Here is a 15,933-nt window from a genome sequence, read left to right on the forward strand (position 1 = left end):
TTTTCAGACGGCCTGTTATATTGCAAGCGAAACAGGTTTACAGCACTTTCACAATGCTTTCGCACAGATAGCGGATATTGTCGGCCGTGATGCCCGCCACGTTGATGCGGCCGCTGCGCACGGCGTAGATGGCGAATTCGTCTTTCAGGCGGTCAACCTGTTCGGGGCTTAAGCCCGAAAACGAAAACATGCCGTTTTGTTTCACGATAAAGCTGAAATCCTGTTCTGCACCGTATTCTTTCAGCAAATCCACAAACTGCTGGCGCATTTCTTTGATTCGCGCGCGCATTTCGTCGAGCTCGGCAATCCATTGCGCTTTCAGGGCTTCGTCTTTCAGCACCAGCGCCACGGTGGCGCCGCCGTGCGAGGCGGGATTGGAATACAGGGTGCGGATAATGGATTTCACCTGGCTGAAGGCACGGTTGGCGGTTTCGGTATCGGCGGCCACGATGGTAAACGCACCCACGCGCTCGTTATACATGCCGAAGTTTTTGGAATAAGAGCTGGCCACCAGCAGCTCTTTATTCAGTTTGGCAAAGGCGCGCAGGCCGTAGGCATCTTCTTCCAAGCCGTTGGCAAAGCCCTGATAGGCGAAGTCGAACAGCGGCAGCCAGCCTTTTTCGGCCGACATTTTGGCCAAAGTTTCCCATTGTTCGGGCGTGGGGTCGATACCGGTGGGGTTGTGGCAGCAGCCGTGCAGCAGCACCACGTCGCCCGCTTCGGCCCGGCCCAAATCTTCAATCAGGCCGTTCCAATCGAGGGCGTGGGTGGTTTTGTCGTAATAGCGGTAGTCGCGGATATTGATGCCCACGGCTTTGAAAATGGCGTTGTGGTTCGGCCAGGTGGGGGCGGAAATCCACACGTTTTTGGCGCCGGTTTGGCGTTTGATGAATTCGGCGGCCACGCGCAAGGCGCCGGTGCCGCCCAGGCTTTGCGCGGTTTTGGCGCGTTTGGAAGCGATGATTTCGCTGCCGGCGCCGAAGAGCAGCACTTGGGTTTGCTCGTTATAGTCGGCCACGCCGTCGATGGTAAGGTAGTTTTTGGTGTTTTCGGTTTCCAGCAGGCGTTTTTCGGCCTCTTTCACGGCCTTCACAATCGGGGTTTTGCCTTGGGCGTCTTTATACACGCCGATGCCCAGATTCACTTTGTTGCTGCGGGTTTCGGCTTTGAATGCTTCGCCCAGACCCAGAATCGGGTCGGCCGGCGCGGCTTCGATTTTGTCGAAAAACATGATGCTACCTTTCTGAAATGTGGAAGGAAAACTACGGAAAAAATCAGGGTTAATCTTACGCTTTTTCACAAAAGATGAAAACCGCAAAACGGCCGGAATCTTGAGAAATATCAGAAGTGCGGCGAAACGCGTGCAATGGCTGCCGGCTTGGCAGGGCAATATGCGAAAGGCCGTCTGAAAACTGTTTTCAGACGGCCTGTTGTTAACAATCTCTGCGTTTTAGTTCGGCGTGATCACTTTGGCGCCCTGCTGAGTGCCCAACACCAGCACGTCGGCGGCGTTGTGGGCGAACAGGCCGTTTTCCACCACGCCGGGAATTTTGTTGATTTCGTCTTCGAGCGTAACCGGCAGGGTGATGTTCAGATCGTGCACATCGACAATCTGGTGGCCGTTAAAGGTGATGAAGCCCATGCGCAGCTCGGGCTGGCCGCCCAAAGCCACCAATTTGCGGGAAACCATGGAACGCGCCATCGGAATCACTTCCACCGGCAGCGGAAACTTGCCCAAACGCGAAACATATTTGCTTTCGTCGGCGATGCACACGAATTTGTCGGCGATGCTGGCCACGATTTTTTCGTTGAGGTGCGCGCCGCCGCCGCCTTTAATCATTTGCAGCGAGTGGTTCACTTCGTCGGCGCCGTCCACATAAAGCGACAGGTGCGACACTTCGTTCATCTGCACTTCGGGGATTTCGTAACGCGCCAGCATTTCGGAAGTACCTTTCGAGGTGGAAACCGCACCTTTGATTTTTTTACCGCTTTTAGCCAATGCTTCGATAAACAAATTAACGGTTGAGCCGGTGCCGATGCCGATGTATTCGTTTTCGTTTACGAATTCCACGGCTTTTTCGGCAGCCATGCGTTTGAGTTCGTCTTGCGATGCCATGCTTTCTCTCTCCATAAAAAATGAAACGGGTTAAACATTACGTAAATATAGTAACAGCTTTTACCAAACCGCGCAGTATCCGCTGTTCAGACGGCCTGCAACAGCACGGCGGCCTGCGCTTCGATGCCTTCCTGCCTGCCTAGATAGCCTAATTTTTCATTGGTTTTGCCTTTGATGTTAACGGCCGTTTCGCTCAAGCCCAAATCGGCGGCGATGTTGGCGCGCATGGCGGGGATATGCGGGGCGAGTTTGGGTTGTTGGGCGATGATGGTGCTGTCCACATTCACCACCCGCCAGCCCGCCGCCTGCACGCTTTTATAGGCTGCGCGCAGCAGCACGCGGCTGTCGGCGTCTTTGAATTCGGCGGCAGTGTCGGGAAAGTGGCTGCCGATGTCGCCCAAACCCGCTGCGCCCAGCAGGGCATCGGTAACGGCGTGCAGCAGCGCATCGGCATCCGAATGGCCGAGCAGCCCTTTTTCAAACGGAATGGCCACGCCGCCGAGAATCAGTTCGCGGCCTTCGACCAGTTGGTGGACATCATAACCCTGCCCGATGCGGATATTCATACACATTCCTTTTTTTGTTTTTCAGACGGCCTGAAAACGGTTAAACAGTAAAGCCGTTATTGTACACAAAACAAGGCTGAGACCTTTGTAAAAACACCATCTGCGGCGCATTTCTGCGTTGTGCGCTGCTCGCTCACTTGCCTATCGTGTGATATGTCTGCGTTCGCTGCGCTGCTACGCCTTGAACTGCATCCACATCTGGTATTTTTACAAAGGTCGCAGGCCGTCTGAAAGTTTCAGACGGCCTGCGAAACGGGCAAAACGGTGCATCAGGCCTTCAAACCGATTTTGCCGCGGTAGGCATAGAAATACACCGCGCCCACAAACACCGCGCCGCCGATGGCGTTGCCCAGATACACCGACACCATGTTCCAGCCGAACTGCGCCCACGAAATATCGGCGCCCGCCCAAATCGCGGCGGGAATCACAAACATATTCGCCACCACGTGCTGAAAGCCCACCAGCACGAAAATCATCACCGGAAACCAAATGCCCAGAATCTTGCCCGAAAAGCTGTGTGCGCCGTAGCAAAGCCACACGCCCATACACACCATCCAGTTGCAGCCTATACCCGACACCAGCGCGCGGCCGAAATCCGCCGCCACCTTGCCCTCGGCCACCGAAATGGTTTTTTCCAACACCGCGCCTTCGGTTAAGCCGACATAATGGCCGAAAAACCACGCCACAAAAAAAGCGCCGACAAGATTGGCCAGCGTAACAATCAGCCAGTTTCGGCCCCATTGCGCCAGCGAAATCCGCTTCGCCAGCCATGCCACCGGCACCACCATCATATTGCCGGTAATCAACTCGCCGCCGCCCATCAGAATGCACACCAGCCCGATGGGGAACACTGCCGCGCCGATAAACACCGCCAGGCTGCCCCAATCGTGCGGCATGCCGCCCACCACGCGGATATAGGCCAAATAGCCCAGCGAAATATACATGCCGCCGAGAAAGCCCAAAATGCTTAAGGTTAACGTGCTCCCTTTTACCTTCGCCACGCCTTTTTCAACCGTTGCCTGCAAAATCTGCTCGGGATACAAATCGCTCATGCTGTTACCTGCAATGCGTAATTAAACAACGTTATTATAGCGGCATTTCAGACGGCCTCATTGATATAGCTCATTTGTTTTGTAAGTTAATTACATTCCGTTCGCCACAACACCTTAGCGCCGCCAACCGTCTGCCCGCCGCTGCAAAACGGAACCTTAACACCCCGCCCTACTCCAATTATGACAGTTTTTTACAGGGTTTTGCCATGAATCAAACTTCAGCCACAAGCCCGCCGCCCGCGCTTGCCTGCCCTTGCGTTTTAAAACATAATAGCCGCCAGTATTTTTGTGTTTTATTACATCGAACATAATAATATTACACACAGGCTCCCTCCGATCACTTACCGGAAAAACAGAAGTTTAAGAAGGTGTTGCTGCCCGGATCTCCGGTTCAGAAGCGCTTTTCACGCACTGCCTGCCCCTTTCAGGCAGTTTTTATCAGAGGCAATTCTTTTAATTTTCAAAAGAAAAGGACGCTTTATGAACCAGTCTAAACTTCTCTTCTGGTCGATAACGGTGGCGCTGGCAGGTTTTCTGTTCGGCTTCGACACCGTGGTGATTTCAGGTGCCGAAAAATCGCTTTCCGAAATGTGGGGGCACTACACCCTGTTCGGCAGCGCTTCCCTCTTCCACGGCAATGTGGTGATGGCCTCCGCCCTGTGGGGCACGGTTATCGGCGCACTGTTCGGCGGCTGGCCCACCGATGCGCTGGGCCGCAAAAAAACCCTGATTCTCATCGGCATACTCTACACCGTGTCGGCCGTCGGTTCGGCGGTGGTTTCCGACCCGTGGTCGTTTGCCTTCTTCCGCTTTATCGGCGGCTTGGGCGTGGGCGCCTCCACCATTGCCGCCCCCGCCTATGTGTCTGAAATCGCACCCGCCGAAAAACGCGGCCGTTTGGTGGCCATGTATCAATTCAATATCGTATTCGGTATTTTGGTGGCATTCTTATCCAACTATGCGTTCGCCAATATGGGGCTGGGCGACATGGCGTGGCGCTGGATGATCGGTATCGAAGCCCTGCCTGCCCTGATTTATACCGTTATGGTCTGCACCGTGCCGATGTCGCCGCGCTGGCTGATGATGAAAGGCCGTTATAACGAAGCCCGCGAAGTGCTGCAAAAAATCGACCCCCAACGCGACATCAGCGGCTTGATCGAAGCGGGCAAAGAAGAAGCCTCTCATAACAGCGAAAGCATTTGGCAGCCCAAATACCGCTTTATCGTTCTGCTGGCTTTTCTGATTGCCTTTTTCAACCAATTCTCAGGCATCAACGCTTTTCTGTATTATGCGCCGCGCATCTTTGAAATCGCCGGTTTGGAACAAAACGCCGCCCTGCTCAGCAGCGTGGGCGTAGGTGTGGTCAATCTGGTATTCACCTTAATCGGCTTGGTGTTGATTGACAAACTCGGCCGCCGCACCTTGATGTATATCTGCTCGTTCGGCTATATTATTTCGCTCGGCCTGATTTCTTTGGCATTTTTGCAAAACTGGAGCGGCCAGATTGTTCCTTTCCTGTTTTTCCTGTTTATCGCCGCCCACGCCGTCGGCCAAGGTGCGGTAATTTGGGTGTTTATTTCGGAAATCTTCCCCAACCACCTGCGCGCACAAGGCCAGTCGCTCGGCAGCTCTACCCACTGGGTGTTGGCGGCAGCCATCCCGGCCATGATTCCCTTCTTGTTCGGCACCATCGGCGCCAGCGCAGTATTTATGATTTTCACCGGCATGATGGTGTTGCAGCTTTTGTTCGTTATCTTCCTGATGCCCGAAACCAAAGGCGTGCCGTTGGAAAAACTATCTAAATCGTTAATCAAGGAAAACACATAATGAAAGTAACCAGCTTCGGCGAAGTATTATGGGACGACTTTCCCGGCGGGAAAGTGCTCGGCGGCGCACCGCTCAACGTGCTCGTGCGCCTGCGCTCGCTCGGCGTCGATACCAGCATGATCAGCAGCAGGGGCGACGATGCCGACGGCGAAGAGCTGCTGCGCCAAATCGAAAGCAAAAACGTCAACACCGATTTGCTGCAAGTGTGCAAAGACCAAGCCACCAGCCTGGTGAAAGTGCATCTCGATGCCTGCGGCAGCGCGTCCTACGAAATCGTTTACCCCTGCGCGTGGGACAGAATCCAAGTGGAAGAAGCCGCCCTACAACGCGTGGCCGAGTCGGACGCCTTCATCTACGGCAGCCTTTCCACCCGCGACGAAGTTTCCCGCAAAACGCTCGAACAATTGGTGGAACAAGCCAAATTCAAAATTTTCGACGTCAACCTGCGCCCGCCGCACTACGACACCGACCGTCTGCTCGAAATGATGAAAAAAGCCGATCTGGTCAAACTCAACGACGACGAACTATACGAATTGTCGAAAGCCTACGGCTCCAAACACAATTCCATCGAGCAAAACATCCAGTTTCTCGCCAAACTGAGCGGCACGCCGCGCATCTGCGTTACCCTCGGCAGCCACGGCGCGATTTATTTTGAAAACGGCGAGCTTTACCGCCATTGCGGCTACCGCGTCAAAGTGGCCGACACGGTAGGCTCCGGCGACAGCTTCTTGGCCGGCCTCACCTACAAGCTGCTGAACAACACCCCGCCGCAGGAAGCCGTTTCATTCGCCTGCGCGCTGGGCGCACTGGTGGCATCGCATCACGGCGCCACCCCCGAAATCAGCCTGAAAGAAATTGAAAACTTTATGCACCCCGCTTAAACGTTTTCTTCTCTTTAAAACAACAGCCGAATCTGCACCCAGTTTCGGCTGTTGTTTTATGGTCTTGGCGAAATTTATCAGGATGAAGCCTTTGCAAGTTATTGCGGCCGTCTGAAAGCATTTATCCGCCCGCACGGACAGTTTTTAGGTTTCATATTCACACCGCAGCGTTACAATACGCTTTTTTTTCAGACGGCCTCTTCCGATATGCAGCTTATTCTCGCGCCCATGCAGGGCTTGGTTGACGATGTGATGCGCGACCTGTTAACCCGCATCGGCGGCTTCGACGAATGCGTGAGCGAATTCGTGCGTATCACGCACACCGTACATTCCCGCCCCACTTGGCTGAAATACGCCCCCGAAATCGCCAACCGCAATCTCACCCCCGCAGGCGTGCCCTGCACGGTGCAGCTTTTGGGCAGCGATGCCGCCAATATGGCGGTCAACACCTTGGAAGCGGTACGCTTCGGCGCCGGCAAAATCGACCTCAATTTCGGCTGCCCCGCCCCCACCGTCAACAAACACAAAGGCGGCGCGGTATTGCTGAAAGAGCCGGAGCTGATTCACCGCATCGTGCGCACCCTGCGCGGCAGCCTGCCCGCACATATCCCCCTCACCGCCAAAATGCGCTTGGGTTTTGAAGACAAAACCCTCGCCCTCGAATGCGCCGCAGCCATTGCCGAAGGCGGCGCCTGTGGCCTGACCGTGCACGCCCGCACCAAAGTGGAAGGCTACGAACCACCCGCACATTGGGAGTGGGTAAGAAAAATCCGCGATGCCGTTAACGTGCCCGTTACCGCCAACGGCGACGTGTTTACCCTGCAAGACTATCTCGACATCAAAACCGTGAGCGGCTGCAACAGCGTGATGCTCGGCCGCGGAGCCGTGATGCGCCCCGATTTGGCGCGGCAGATTAAGCAATACGAACAAAGCGGCAGTACACAGGAAGCGGATTTTGCCGAAATAGCCGGTTGGATTAACCTGTTTTTCGATTTATGCACCGCCAAAGAAGCCAACAACAAATACCCCGTCGCCCGCCTGAAGCAATGGCTGGGCATGATGAAGCGCGCCTATCCGCAGGCGGAGGACTTGTTCGCACGCATCCGCACGCTGAAAGAAGCCGCCGACGTGAAACAGGTTTTGGAAGCATTCGAGCGGGAGCAGAAAGGTTGAAACCTTTGCCGAGCCTGTTCAGGCCGAGACCTTTGCAAAATTCAACACCACCTGAAAAACCTGATTCCCGTCATGCTTGGGCTTGACCCAAGTATCTCTTTTTCTTCTAAAACAAAAAGATGCTCGGGTCAAGCCCGAGCATGACGCAAGTGTTTTAAGATGTCTAAACGAATTTTGCAAAGGCCTCGGCCGGGGCAACTTGCAAAACAAACCGGCTGATATAAAAGGCCGTCTGAAACTTTTCAGACGGCCTTTTGTTTGCAAACCAACCTGCCTTACGGGTTTTCGCTCGGCAGCTCTTCTTCGCTGAGCGGGTCGATAAACCAGATTTTTTCGCAATAATCCTGAATCGAGCGGTCGGAAGAGAAGTAACCCATATTGGCGATGTTGATCAGAGCCGAGCGGCGCCATTTGGCAGGGTCGCTGTAATGTTTGTCGGCGCGCGCCTGCGCTTCGATATAGCTGCGGAAATCGGCGGCGAGCTGGTAGTAGTCGCCGAAACCGTGCATCACATTGCTGTAGCGGCCGTGTTCTTCGGGCGAGAAGGTGCCGGTGGACACTTGTTTGATCACGCGGCGCAGATCGCCGTCTTGCTCGAGGTAAACAAACGGATCGTAGCCTTCGCGGCGCAGGGCTTCCACCTGCTCGACGGTGTTGCCGAAGATAAAGATGTTGTCTTTACCCACTTTTTCGAGAATCTCCACGTTGGCGCCGTCGAGCGTGCCGATGGTGAGCGCGCCGTTGAGGGCGAACTTCATGTTGCCGGTGCCGGAAGCCTCGGTGCCCGCCAGCGAGATTTGCTCCGACAGGTCGGCGGCAGGAATGATAATCTGCGCCAGGCTCACGCTGTAGTTGGGGATAAACACCACTTTGATCAGGTCGCGGATGCGTTTGTCGTTGTTGATCACTTTGGCCACGTCGTTAATCAGGCGGATGATGCGCTTGGCAGCCACATAGGCCGAAGCGGCTTTGCCCGCAAAGATAAACACGCGCGGCTGCCAGTTGGCATCGGGGTTTTCGAGGATTTTGTTGTAGCGGTCGATAATGTGCATCACGTTGAGGGCTTGACGCTTGTATTCGTGGATGCGCTTAATCTGCACGTCGAACATGGCCTGCGGGTTAACCTTGATGCCCAGCTCTTTTTCGATGTAGTCGGCCAGGCGCTGCTTGTTGGCCTGTTTTACTTCGGCAAATTCGGCCTGCACTTTGGGGTCGTCCACCAACTCGTTGAGTTTGGCGAGGTGATCCAAGTGCAGACGCCAATCCTGCTCGCCGAGGTTTTTATCCAAAAACTTGGTCAGCGGGCGGTTGGCCACGGCAATCCAGCGGCGGGGAGTTACGCCGTTGGTTACGTTGGTGAAGCGGTCGGGGAAGATTTTGGCGAAGTCGGCGAAAATCGAGGTTTTCATCAGGTCGGAGTGGATTTTGGCCACGCCGTTAACGCGGTGCGAACCCACTACCGCCAGCCAGGCCATACGCACGCGGCGGCCGTTTTCTTCGTCGATGATGGAAACGCGGCGGATAAGGTCCGGATCGGTTTTGCCGATGGCGCGCAGGGCATCCAGAAACTGCTCGTTGATTTCGAAAATGATGTCGAGATGGCGCGGCAGCAGGCGGCCCATTAAATCTACCGTCCAAGTTTCCAGCGCTTCGCTCATCAGCGTGTGGTTGGTGTAGGAGAATACGCGGCAGCTGATGCCCCAGGCTTCTTCCCAATCCATGCTTTCTTCGTCAACCAGAATGCGCATCAGCTCGGGAATCGCCAGCACGGGGTGGGTGTCGTTAAGGTGGATCACCACTTTGTCGGCCAGGTTTTTTAGGTTGTGGAAGCGGCATTTGTGGCGGGCGATGATGTCTTGAATCGAAGCCGACACCAAGAAATATTCCTGCTTCAGGCGCAGTTCGCGGCCGGTGTCGGTGGAATCGTTGGGATACAGCACGCGCGAGATGTTTTCGTCTTGGGTTTGTTCGCGCATGGCGGCGAAATAGTCGCCCTGGTTGAAGTTGGCCAAATCGAAGGTGTCGCCCGCGTGCGCCGTCCACAGGCGCAGGGGGTTGGCGACGCTGCCGCCGTAGCCGGGAATCACTTCATCATAAGCCAGCGCGGTAATGTGTTCGGCAGGCTCCCAATATTTGATGCTGCCGCTGCCGCACACTCTGCCGCCGAACGATACGGGATAGCGTTTGGCCGGGCGGGCAAACTGCCACTGCATATCGTGATCCAGCCACAAGTCGGGTTTTTCGACCTGTTGGCCGTCAACGATTTCCTGCTTGAACATACCGTATTGGTAACGGATACCGTAGCCGACTGCGGGAATGCGCAGGGTGGCCATCGAATCGAGGAAGCAGGCGGCCAAGCGGCCGAGGCCGCCGTTGCCGAGGCCGGGGTCTTCTTCCTGCTCGCACACATCGGCGAAATCCAAGCCCAACTGTTCGAAGGCTTCGTTAAACACGTCGTAAACGCCTTCGTTAATCAGCGAGTTCACGAACGAACGGCCCATCAGAAATTCCATCGAGAGATAGTAAACGGTGCGTTTGCCGTGGTCTTCGTGGCTGCGGCGGGTTTTCAGGAAACTTTCGGTAACCAGGTCGCGGGCGGCGAACATGGCGGCGTTGAGCCATTCTTGCGGTGTGGCGTTGCGCGGATCAACGCCTAAGATGAAAATCAGTTTGTACACAATGGCGCGGCGCACGAAGTCGGCATCGGGTTTCGGCATTGCATATTCGTATTCGGGCAAGGGGAGTTTGGAAATCATAAATCAAACCTTTTGGGATGCTAGGGCGTGTAGTCAGAAAGCGTTGCGGCGGTATTTTTGGTTAAAACCCGCAGCTGCGGCGTTCAAAATGCTCGCAAGATGTCCAATCTTGCTGTGCTTTTTGCCTTGCATCTGCGGATTTTTCCTCAAAAAACCGCTTCGCAAGCCTTCTGACTACACGCCCTAAAACTTAAATCATTGTTGTATCGGAATTATTGTAAGGCCGTCTGAAACGTTCCAACAAGTTTTCCTTTATTAAAGCGCCGATTCTACCCATCTCACATTGAAACTGTTGGTAGTGGGCAACCGGCGCGCTGTTTTTTGTTTTCTTTTGAAGAATCAATCTATAGCGAATCCAGTTGTGTTCGATACAAGGCGCGGCAACGCCGTAGCGACAGATTAAACGGATTCACGATAACAGGCTGCGGTAGCAGGCATCATAGCTCTCGGCGGCCTTGTGCCAGCCGAAATCCTGCGCCATCGCCTGTTGGCGCACCGGCGACCAGGCGCGCGGTTTGCGCCACAGCGAAAGCGCGTTTTCGAGCGCGCCGCCCAATGAGCCTGCGGTCGGGTCGTCGAACACGAAGCCGGTGGCGGTTTTGCTTTTCAGCGTTTCTTCATCGGTTCGCACCACGGTGTCGGCCAGCCCGCCGGTGCGGCGCACCAAGGGCAGCGTGCCGTATTTCAGGCCGTAGAGCTGGGTGAGGCCGCAAGGCTCGAAACGGCTGGGAATCACAATCACGTCGCCGCCGCCGATAAGCTGGTGAGCCAGCTCTTCGTTATAGCCGATATACACGCCGACCTGCTGCGGATATTGCTCGGCCAGCCGCACAAACGCCTGCTCCATCTCGGGTGCGCCGCTGCCCAAGAGGGCAAACTGCAAATCAGGGTTGGCGGGCAGTTTTTCATGCAGCGATTCGAGCAGAAAATCGGCGCCCTTTTGCGGCGTGAGACGCGAAACCATCACGGTGAGCATGGCTTTATCGTCGTCATTCAAACCGAAAAACGCCTGAACGGCCTTTTTATCGGCTTTTTTGCCCTGCATGGCTTTGGGATGGAAGGTTTTGGCCAATGCGGTATCGGTTTGCGGGTTCCAAACCTTATCGTCCACACCGTTGAGCACGCCGCTCAAACGGCCTTCCTGTTTGCGGGTATAGAGCAGGCCGGACATACCGTTGGCCGCCGGCTCGCGGGTGATTTCGTCGGCATAGGTGGGGCTGACGGTGGTAACGTGGTCGGCGTAAAACAGGCCGGCTTTCAAAAACGAAATTTGACCGTGGAACTCCACGCCGTCCACATGGAACATTTCCCACGGCAGCCCGACTTCGCCCAAGTGTTTCGATTGGAACATACCCTGATAGGCGATGTTGTGGATGGTGAACACGCTTTTAATATAGGCGTTCCACGCATTGAGATAGGCGGGCGCGAGACCGGCCTGCCAGTCGTGCGCGTGCAGGATGTCGGCCTTGCCCCACACTTCGTCGAGGCCGGTGGCCAGCGCGGCGGCGGCCCAGCCCAAAACGGCGAAACGGATCACGTTGTCGGCATAATCGAAATAATGCTCGTTGTGGTAGGGGTTGCCGGGACGGTCGTAAAGGTGGGGGGCATCGATGAGATACAGCCCCAAACCGTTGTATTCGGCGTAACGCACGGCGATATGGCCGCCGAAGGTGTCGCGCTCGGCCACCAATGCGGCATCGGGCAGCAAATCGCGCACATGGCGGTAATACGGCAGCACCGCGCGCGCGTCGTGTCCCAGCGCTTTCTGCGCAAACGGCAGCGATCCCAGCACATCGGCCAGGCCACCGGTTTTGATGAGGGGATACAACTCGGAAGTTGCGTGGAGGATTTTCATATTGCAATTCCTGTTAACAATAAACGATGAAAAATAATTCTGTGAAGCGGTAAATTTTTTTCAGACGGCCTGCTGTTCAAATTAAGGCTGCCGCCGGCGCGCAATCTGTTTTATAGTGAATCCAATTACTTCAGTACAAGGCAGCAAGCCGCAGACAGTACAAATAGTACGGAACCGATTCTGTTGCCGCTTTAGCGGCTTACAAAATCGTTCTCTTTGAGCTAAGGCGCAGCAACGCCGTAACGGAGTAAGTGGATTTACTATATCGGTTTGCGGGGTTTCAGACGGCCTTAATGCTTTTAAATGTTTAAAGGCCGTCTGAAAACCGTTTAAATCAAATAATCGCCTTTTTCCACCTGTTCCTGCACGGCGGCTTTGGTTTTTTCTTCCAGCGCCAGCCTTTCCAGCATCGCGGGCGTAACCAGCACCACTTCGCCGCTGGAGCTGATGCGGAAGCGTTTGGCGTCTTCTTCGGGATCGATGCCGATTTTCATGCCGTCGGGAATCACGCAGTTGCGCTCGATGATGCAGTTTTTCAGATGGCAGTTTCTGCCGATATACACGCCCGGCAGGATCACGGCGGAATCAATCACCGAATCTTCGTTGACGGTTACGCGGTCGAACAGCACCGACGAGCTGATTTGGGCATCGGTAATCAGGCAGCCGCCGCTGACGAGCGAGTTGTCGAGCGTGCGGCAATTGCGGTCTTTATAGAAAAACTTGGTCGGCATCGGCTGGGTGGGCAGGCCGATAACCGGCCAGTTGCGGTCGAACAGGTTGAGCTGCGGGTGTTCGGTTACCAAGTCCATATGGGCGCGCCAGTAGCTGTCGAGCGTGCCGACGTCGCGCCAGTAGATGCTGCCCTCGGCGTTGCGCCCCATGCACGAACGCTCGAACGGGTGGGCATAGAGCACGCCGTCTTCGAGCGCGCGCGGAATTACGTCTTTGCCGAAATCGTGGTGGGTGTTTTCATTCACCACTTCCTCTTCAAGCGCCTGATAGAGATAGTCGGCATCGAACACATAAATGCCCATCGAGGCGAGCGAATGGTCGGGTTTTTCGCGCATGGCGGGCGGGTCGGCGGGTTTTTCAACGAATTCCTGTACTTTGAGGCTTTCATTCACGGCCATAATGCCGAACTCTTTGGCCTCGCTGCGCTTCACTTCGATACAGCCCACGGTGCATTTGGCGCCGCTGTAAATGTGGTCGCGCAGCATCTGCATATAGTCCATTTTATAGATGTGGTCGCCGGCGAGAATCAGCACGTATTTGGGCTTGTAGTGCTCTTTCATAATCAGCACGTTCTGCCAAACGGCGTCGGCGGTGCCGCGGTACCACATACTCTCGTCGATCTGCTGGCGCGCAGGCAGCATATCGACGAACTGGCCGCGCTCGCGCGGCATAAACGACCAGGCGTGCTGGAGGTGGCGCAGCAGCGAGTGGGCTTCGTATTGGGTAAGTACGCCGATTCTGAGCAGATTGGAATTCAAACAGTTCGACAAAGTAAAGTCGATGATACGCCAGTTGCCGCCGAAATAAACGGCGGGTTTGGAACGGCGGTCGGTCATTTCATACAGGCGCGAACCGCGGCCGCCGGCCAGAATCAGCACGAGGGTGTTTTTGGCGATGTCAGTGTTGTGCAGCATACGTTCAGGCTCATAAGACAGGGGTTTCTCTTTGTGGGCATTCATAAAGCTTCTCCAATTTGTGAAAAAATCCAAATGCCCATATTCGGCACGGTACATTTGGCGTGGTCAATGCGGGCCTGCGCCGGTGCGAGGCGGCAAACCCATTCTCCTTGCGGCAAGACGTATGTTTGCGGGCTGCGTTTGGCGTTAACCGCCAACAGCCACTTATTATCGATTAATACCTGCAACGACTTGGTTTCGCGGTTTTCCCAATCGCGGCTGTTCATTTCGCGGCCGTCTGAAACCAGCCAGCGCACGCGCTCCGTGTCCCACCACGCGTCTTCGCCCAACAGGCCGATTTCGCGGCGCAGCGCCAGCAGGCTTTGCACGTAGTGTTCCAAATCTTCATCGCGGCCGGCCCAATCGAGCCAGGTGGTTTCGTTATCCTGGCAATAACCGTTGTTGTTGCCGCGCTGGCTGTTGCCGAACTCGTCGCCGCCCAGCAGCATGGGCGTGCCGTTGGCCAGCAGCAGCGAGGCGAGCAGGGCTTTGGCGGCATAGGTGCGCGCTTCGAGCACCTGCGCTTGCAGGGTTTCGCCTTCTACGCCGTGGTTCCAGCTCAAATTATGGCTGTGGCCGTCGCGGTTGTCTTCGCCGTTGGCTTCGTTGTGTTTGTGGTTGTAGCTGAGCAAATCGCGCAGGGTGAAGCCGTCGTGGGCGGTAATGAAGTTTACGCCTGCCGAGGGGCGTTTGCCGCTGTGCCTGAAAATGTCGGAAGAGCCGGCCAGCCGCTCGGCAAACGCGCCGAGATTGCCGCTCTCGTGCACCCAAAACGCGCGCATATCGTCGCGGAAGCGGTCGTTCCATTCGGCAAACGGATAGGGAAACTGCCCCAGCCGGTAGCCTTCGCCGCCGATGTCCCACGGCTCGGCAATCAGTTTGCGCCCCACCAGCACCGGGTCTTGCGCCACGGCTTGGAAAAAACGCCCGTAGGTGTGGAAATCAGGCTCGCGCCCCAGCACCGCGCCCAAATCGAAGCGGAAGCCGTCGATATGGAATTCTTCCGCCCAATAACGCAGGCTGTCCATCACCCAGCGGGTAACGTGGGTTTGCGACACTTGCAGGGTGTTGCCGCAGCCCGTCCAGTTGCAGTAGCCGTTACAGGTCAGCCAATACCAGGCCGGGCCGTCGATGCCGCGCTGGCACAGCATCAGCCCCGTTTCCAAATCCTGCTCGGCGGTGTGGTTGTACACCACGTCTAAAATCACTTCGATGTCCGCCGCATGCAGGGCTTTGACTGCGCGGCGCAATTCGTTTGCCGCATCTTGCGGGTTGGCGGCGTAGCGCGGCTCGACGGCGAAATGCGAATAGGTGTTGTAGCCCCAATAATTGACCAAACCGCGTTTTTGCAGGTGGTATTCGTCGAGGTGCAGGTGCACGGGCAGCAGCTCCACCGCGGTAACGCCCAAATCTTTCAGACGGCCTATCACTTGTTTGTCGGCCAGCGCGGCATAGGTGCCGGCATCCGGCAAACCGGGCATCAGTTTGGTCAGCCCTTTTACATGGGCTTCGTAAATCACGGTTTTGGCCCACGGCACGTTAGGGCGCACATCGCCCTGCCAGTCGAACCCGCCCTCAACCGTTACCACGCTTTTGGGCGCAACGGCGGCATTGTCGCGCACATCGTCGTAGCGGAACCACGCCAGCTCGGCCTCATTGCGGTAATGCGCCGTGCCCGCCACCGCTTTCGCATAGGGGTCGAGCAGCAGTTTCTGCGGGTTGAAAAACAGCCCCGACGCGGCATGGCCGCTGCCGTACACGCGGTAGCCGTAATGCTGCCCCGCCCCCACGCCTTCGGCAAAACCGTGCCAGATATGGCCGCTGCGGGCAGGCAGGGGCAAACGGGTTTCGCCGCCGTTTTCGTCGAACAGGCACAGCTCCACCTTATCGGCGTGCGAAGAAAACAGCGCGAAATTGGTGCCGTTTGCTTGAACGGTGGCGCCCATCGGGTATGGCAGGCCGTCTGAAAGGGTGTTCACTGGGTTTAACTCTTCAATATCTATTTATCTGATTTTTTTT

At 55.8% G+C, this 15,933-nt stretch carries 11 protein-coding genes and 1 pseudogene; 4 read left to right on the top strand and 8 right to left on the bottom strand.

The window, feature by feature from the left end:
• Positions 1-37: 37 nt before the first annotated feature.
• The 3 genes from NQ012_RS02530 to ispF all read right to left on the bottom strand — a co-directional run bounded on the left by NQ012_RS02530 (position 38) and on the right by ispF (position 2,682).
• Positions 38-1,231, bottom strand: coding sequence for an amino acid aminotransferase (locus NQ012_RS02530; RefSeq protein WP_257065963.1), 1,194 nt, complete (start codon positions 1,229-1,231; stop codon positions 38-40).
• 219 nt (positions 1,232-1,450) lie between these two features.
• Positions 1,451-2,116: a ribose-5-phosphate isomerase RpiA gene (rpiA, locus tag NQ012_RS02535; RefSeq protein ID WP_257065965.1), complete on the bottom strand. Its 666-nt coding sequence runs from the start codon at positions 2,114-2,116 to the stop codon at positions 1,451-1,453.
• A gap of 86 nt (positions 2,117-2,202) precedes the next feature.
• The gene (ispF, locus tag NQ012_RS02540; protein WP_257065966.1) at positions 2,203-2,682 is read right to left on the bottom strand and encodes a 2-C-methyl-D-erythritol 2,4-cyclodiphosphate synthase; all 480 of its coding nucleotides are present in this window, start codon (positions 2,680-2,682) and stop codon (positions 2,203-2,205) included.
• A gap of 100 nt (positions 2,683-2,782) precedes the next feature.
• On the opposite strand from ispF, the pseudogene NQ012_RS13040 reads away from it, so the two are divergent.
• Positions 2,783-2,913 (top strand): annotated as a pseudogene (locus NQ012_RS13040) (lipoprotein signal peptidase).
• Positions 2,914-2,951: 38 nt separating this feature from the next.
• On the opposite strand, the gene NQ012_RS02545 reads toward NQ012_RS13040, so the two are convergent.
• A complete protein-coding gene (locus tag NQ012_RS02545) occupies positions 2,952-3,734 on the bottom strand; it encodes a formate/nitrite transporter family protein (RefSeq protein WP_257065968.1) in 783 nt (260 codons plus the stop codon).
• Between the two features lie 480 nt (positions 3,735-4,214).
• Here NQ012_RS02545 and NQ012_RS02550 point away from each other — a divergent pair, with 480 nt between their 5' ends.
• The 3 genes from NQ012_RS02550 (at position 4,215) to NQ012_RS02560 (ending at position 7,615) form a co-directional block, all read left to right on the top strand.
• The gene (locus tag NQ012_RS02550) at positions 4,215-5,561 is read left to right on the top strand and encodes a sugar porter family MFS transporter (protein ID WP_257065970.1); all 1,347 of its coding nucleotides are present in this window, start codon (positions 4,215-4,217) and stop codon (positions 5,559-5,561) included.
• The gene (locus tag NQ012_RS02555; RefSeq protein WP_257065973.1) at positions 5,561-6,442 is read left to right on the top strand and encodes a carbohydrate kinase family protein; all 882 of its coding nucleotides are present in this window, start codon (positions 5,561-5,563) and stop codon (positions 6,440-6,442) included. The genes NQ012_RS02550 and NQ012_RS02555 overlap by 1 nt, the downstream gene beginning before the upstream one ends.
• A 207-nt stretch (positions 6,443-6,649) precedes the next feature.
• On the top strand, positions 6,650-7,615 hold the full coding sequence (locus tag NQ012_RS02560; RefSeq protein ID WP_257066023.1) for a tRNA dihydrouridine synthase: 966 nt from the start codon (positions 6,650-6,652) through the stop codon (positions 7,613-7,615).
• A gap of 275 nt (positions 7,616-7,890) precedes the next feature.
• Here NQ012_RS02560 and NQ012_RS02565 read toward each other — a convergent pair whose 3' ends face one another.
• The 4 genes from NQ012_RS02565 to glgX all read right to left on the bottom strand — a co-directional run bounded on the left by NQ012_RS02565 (position 7,891) and on the right by glgX (position 15,893).
• Entirely contained in the window at positions 7,891-10,371 is a 2,481-nt protein-coding gene (locus NQ012_RS02565) for a glycogen/starch/alpha-glucan phosphorylase (RefSeq protein ID WP_257065974.1), read from the bottom strand.
• A gap of 409 nt (positions 10,372-10,780) precedes the next feature.
• The gene (gene glgA, locus NQ012_RS02570) at positions 10,781-12,226 is read right to left on the bottom strand and encodes a glycogen synthase GlgA (RefSeq protein WP_257065975.1); all 1,446 of its coding nucleotides are present in this window, start codon (positions 12,224-12,226) and stop codon (positions 10,781-10,783) included.
• 329 nt (positions 12,227-12,555) lie between these two features.
• Complete coding sequence (gene glgC / locus NQ012_RS02575; protein ID WP_257065976.1) at positions 12,556-13,917, bottom strand: glucose-1-phosphate adenylyltransferase; 1,362 nt, start codon at positions 13,915-13,917, stop codon at positions 12,556-12,558.
• On the bottom strand, positions 13,914-15,893 hold the full coding sequence (gene glgX / locus NQ012_RS02580; RefSeq protein ID WP_257065977.1) for a glycogen debranching protein GlgX: 1,980 nt from the start codon (positions 15,891-15,893) through the stop codon (positions 13,914-13,916). Before glgX ends, glgC begins: the two co-directional genes overlap by 4 nt.
• Positions 15,894-15,933 lie beyond the last annotated feature (40 nt).

It is taken from the genome of Neisseria dentiae (genome assembly GCF_024580525.1).
Taxonomy (GTDB): domain Bacteria; phylum Pseudomonadota; class Gammaproteobacteria; order Burkholderiales; family Neisseriaceae; genus Neisseria; species Neisseria dentiae_A.

Coding starts and splice junctions, on each gene's coding strand:
- NQ012_RS02550 (WP_257065970.1), top strand. CDS start 4,215: ATGAACCAGTCTAAACTTCTCTTCTGGTCGATAACGGTGGCGCTGGCA.
- rpiA (WP_257065965.1), bottom strand. CDS start 2,116: ATGGCATCGCAAGACGAACTCAAACGCATGGCTGCCGAAAAAGCCGTG.
- NQ012_RS02530 (WP_257065963.1), bottom strand. CDS start 1,231: ATGTTTTTCGACAAAATCGAAGCCGCGCCGGCCGACCCGATTCTGGGT.
- NQ012_RS02565 (WP_257065974.1), bottom strand. CDS start 10,371: ATGATTTCCAAACTCCCCTTGCCCGAATACGAATATGCAATGCCGAAA.
- NQ012_RS02545 (WP_257065968.1), bottom strand. CDS start 3,734: ATGAGCGATTTGTATCCCGAGCAGATTTTGCAGGCAACGGTTGAAAAA.
- glgA (WP_257065975.1), bottom strand. CDS start 12,226: ATGAAAATCCTCCACGCAACTTCCGAGTTGTATCCCCTCATCAAAACC.
- glgC (WP_257065976.1), bottom strand. CDS start 13,917: ATGAATGCCCACAAAGAGAAACCCCTGTCTTATGAGCCTGAACGTATG.
- NQ012_RS02555 (WP_257065973.1), top strand. CDS start 5,561: ATGAAAGTAACCAGCTTCGGCGAAGTATTATGGGACGACTTTCCCGGC.
- NQ012_RS02560 (WP_257066023.1), top strand. CDS start 6,650: ATGCAGCTTATTCTCGCGCCCATGCAGGGCTTGGTTGACGATGTGATG.
- ispF (WP_257065966.1), bottom strand. CDS start 2,682: ATGAATATCCGCATCGGGCAGGGTTATGATGTCCACCAACTGGTCGAA.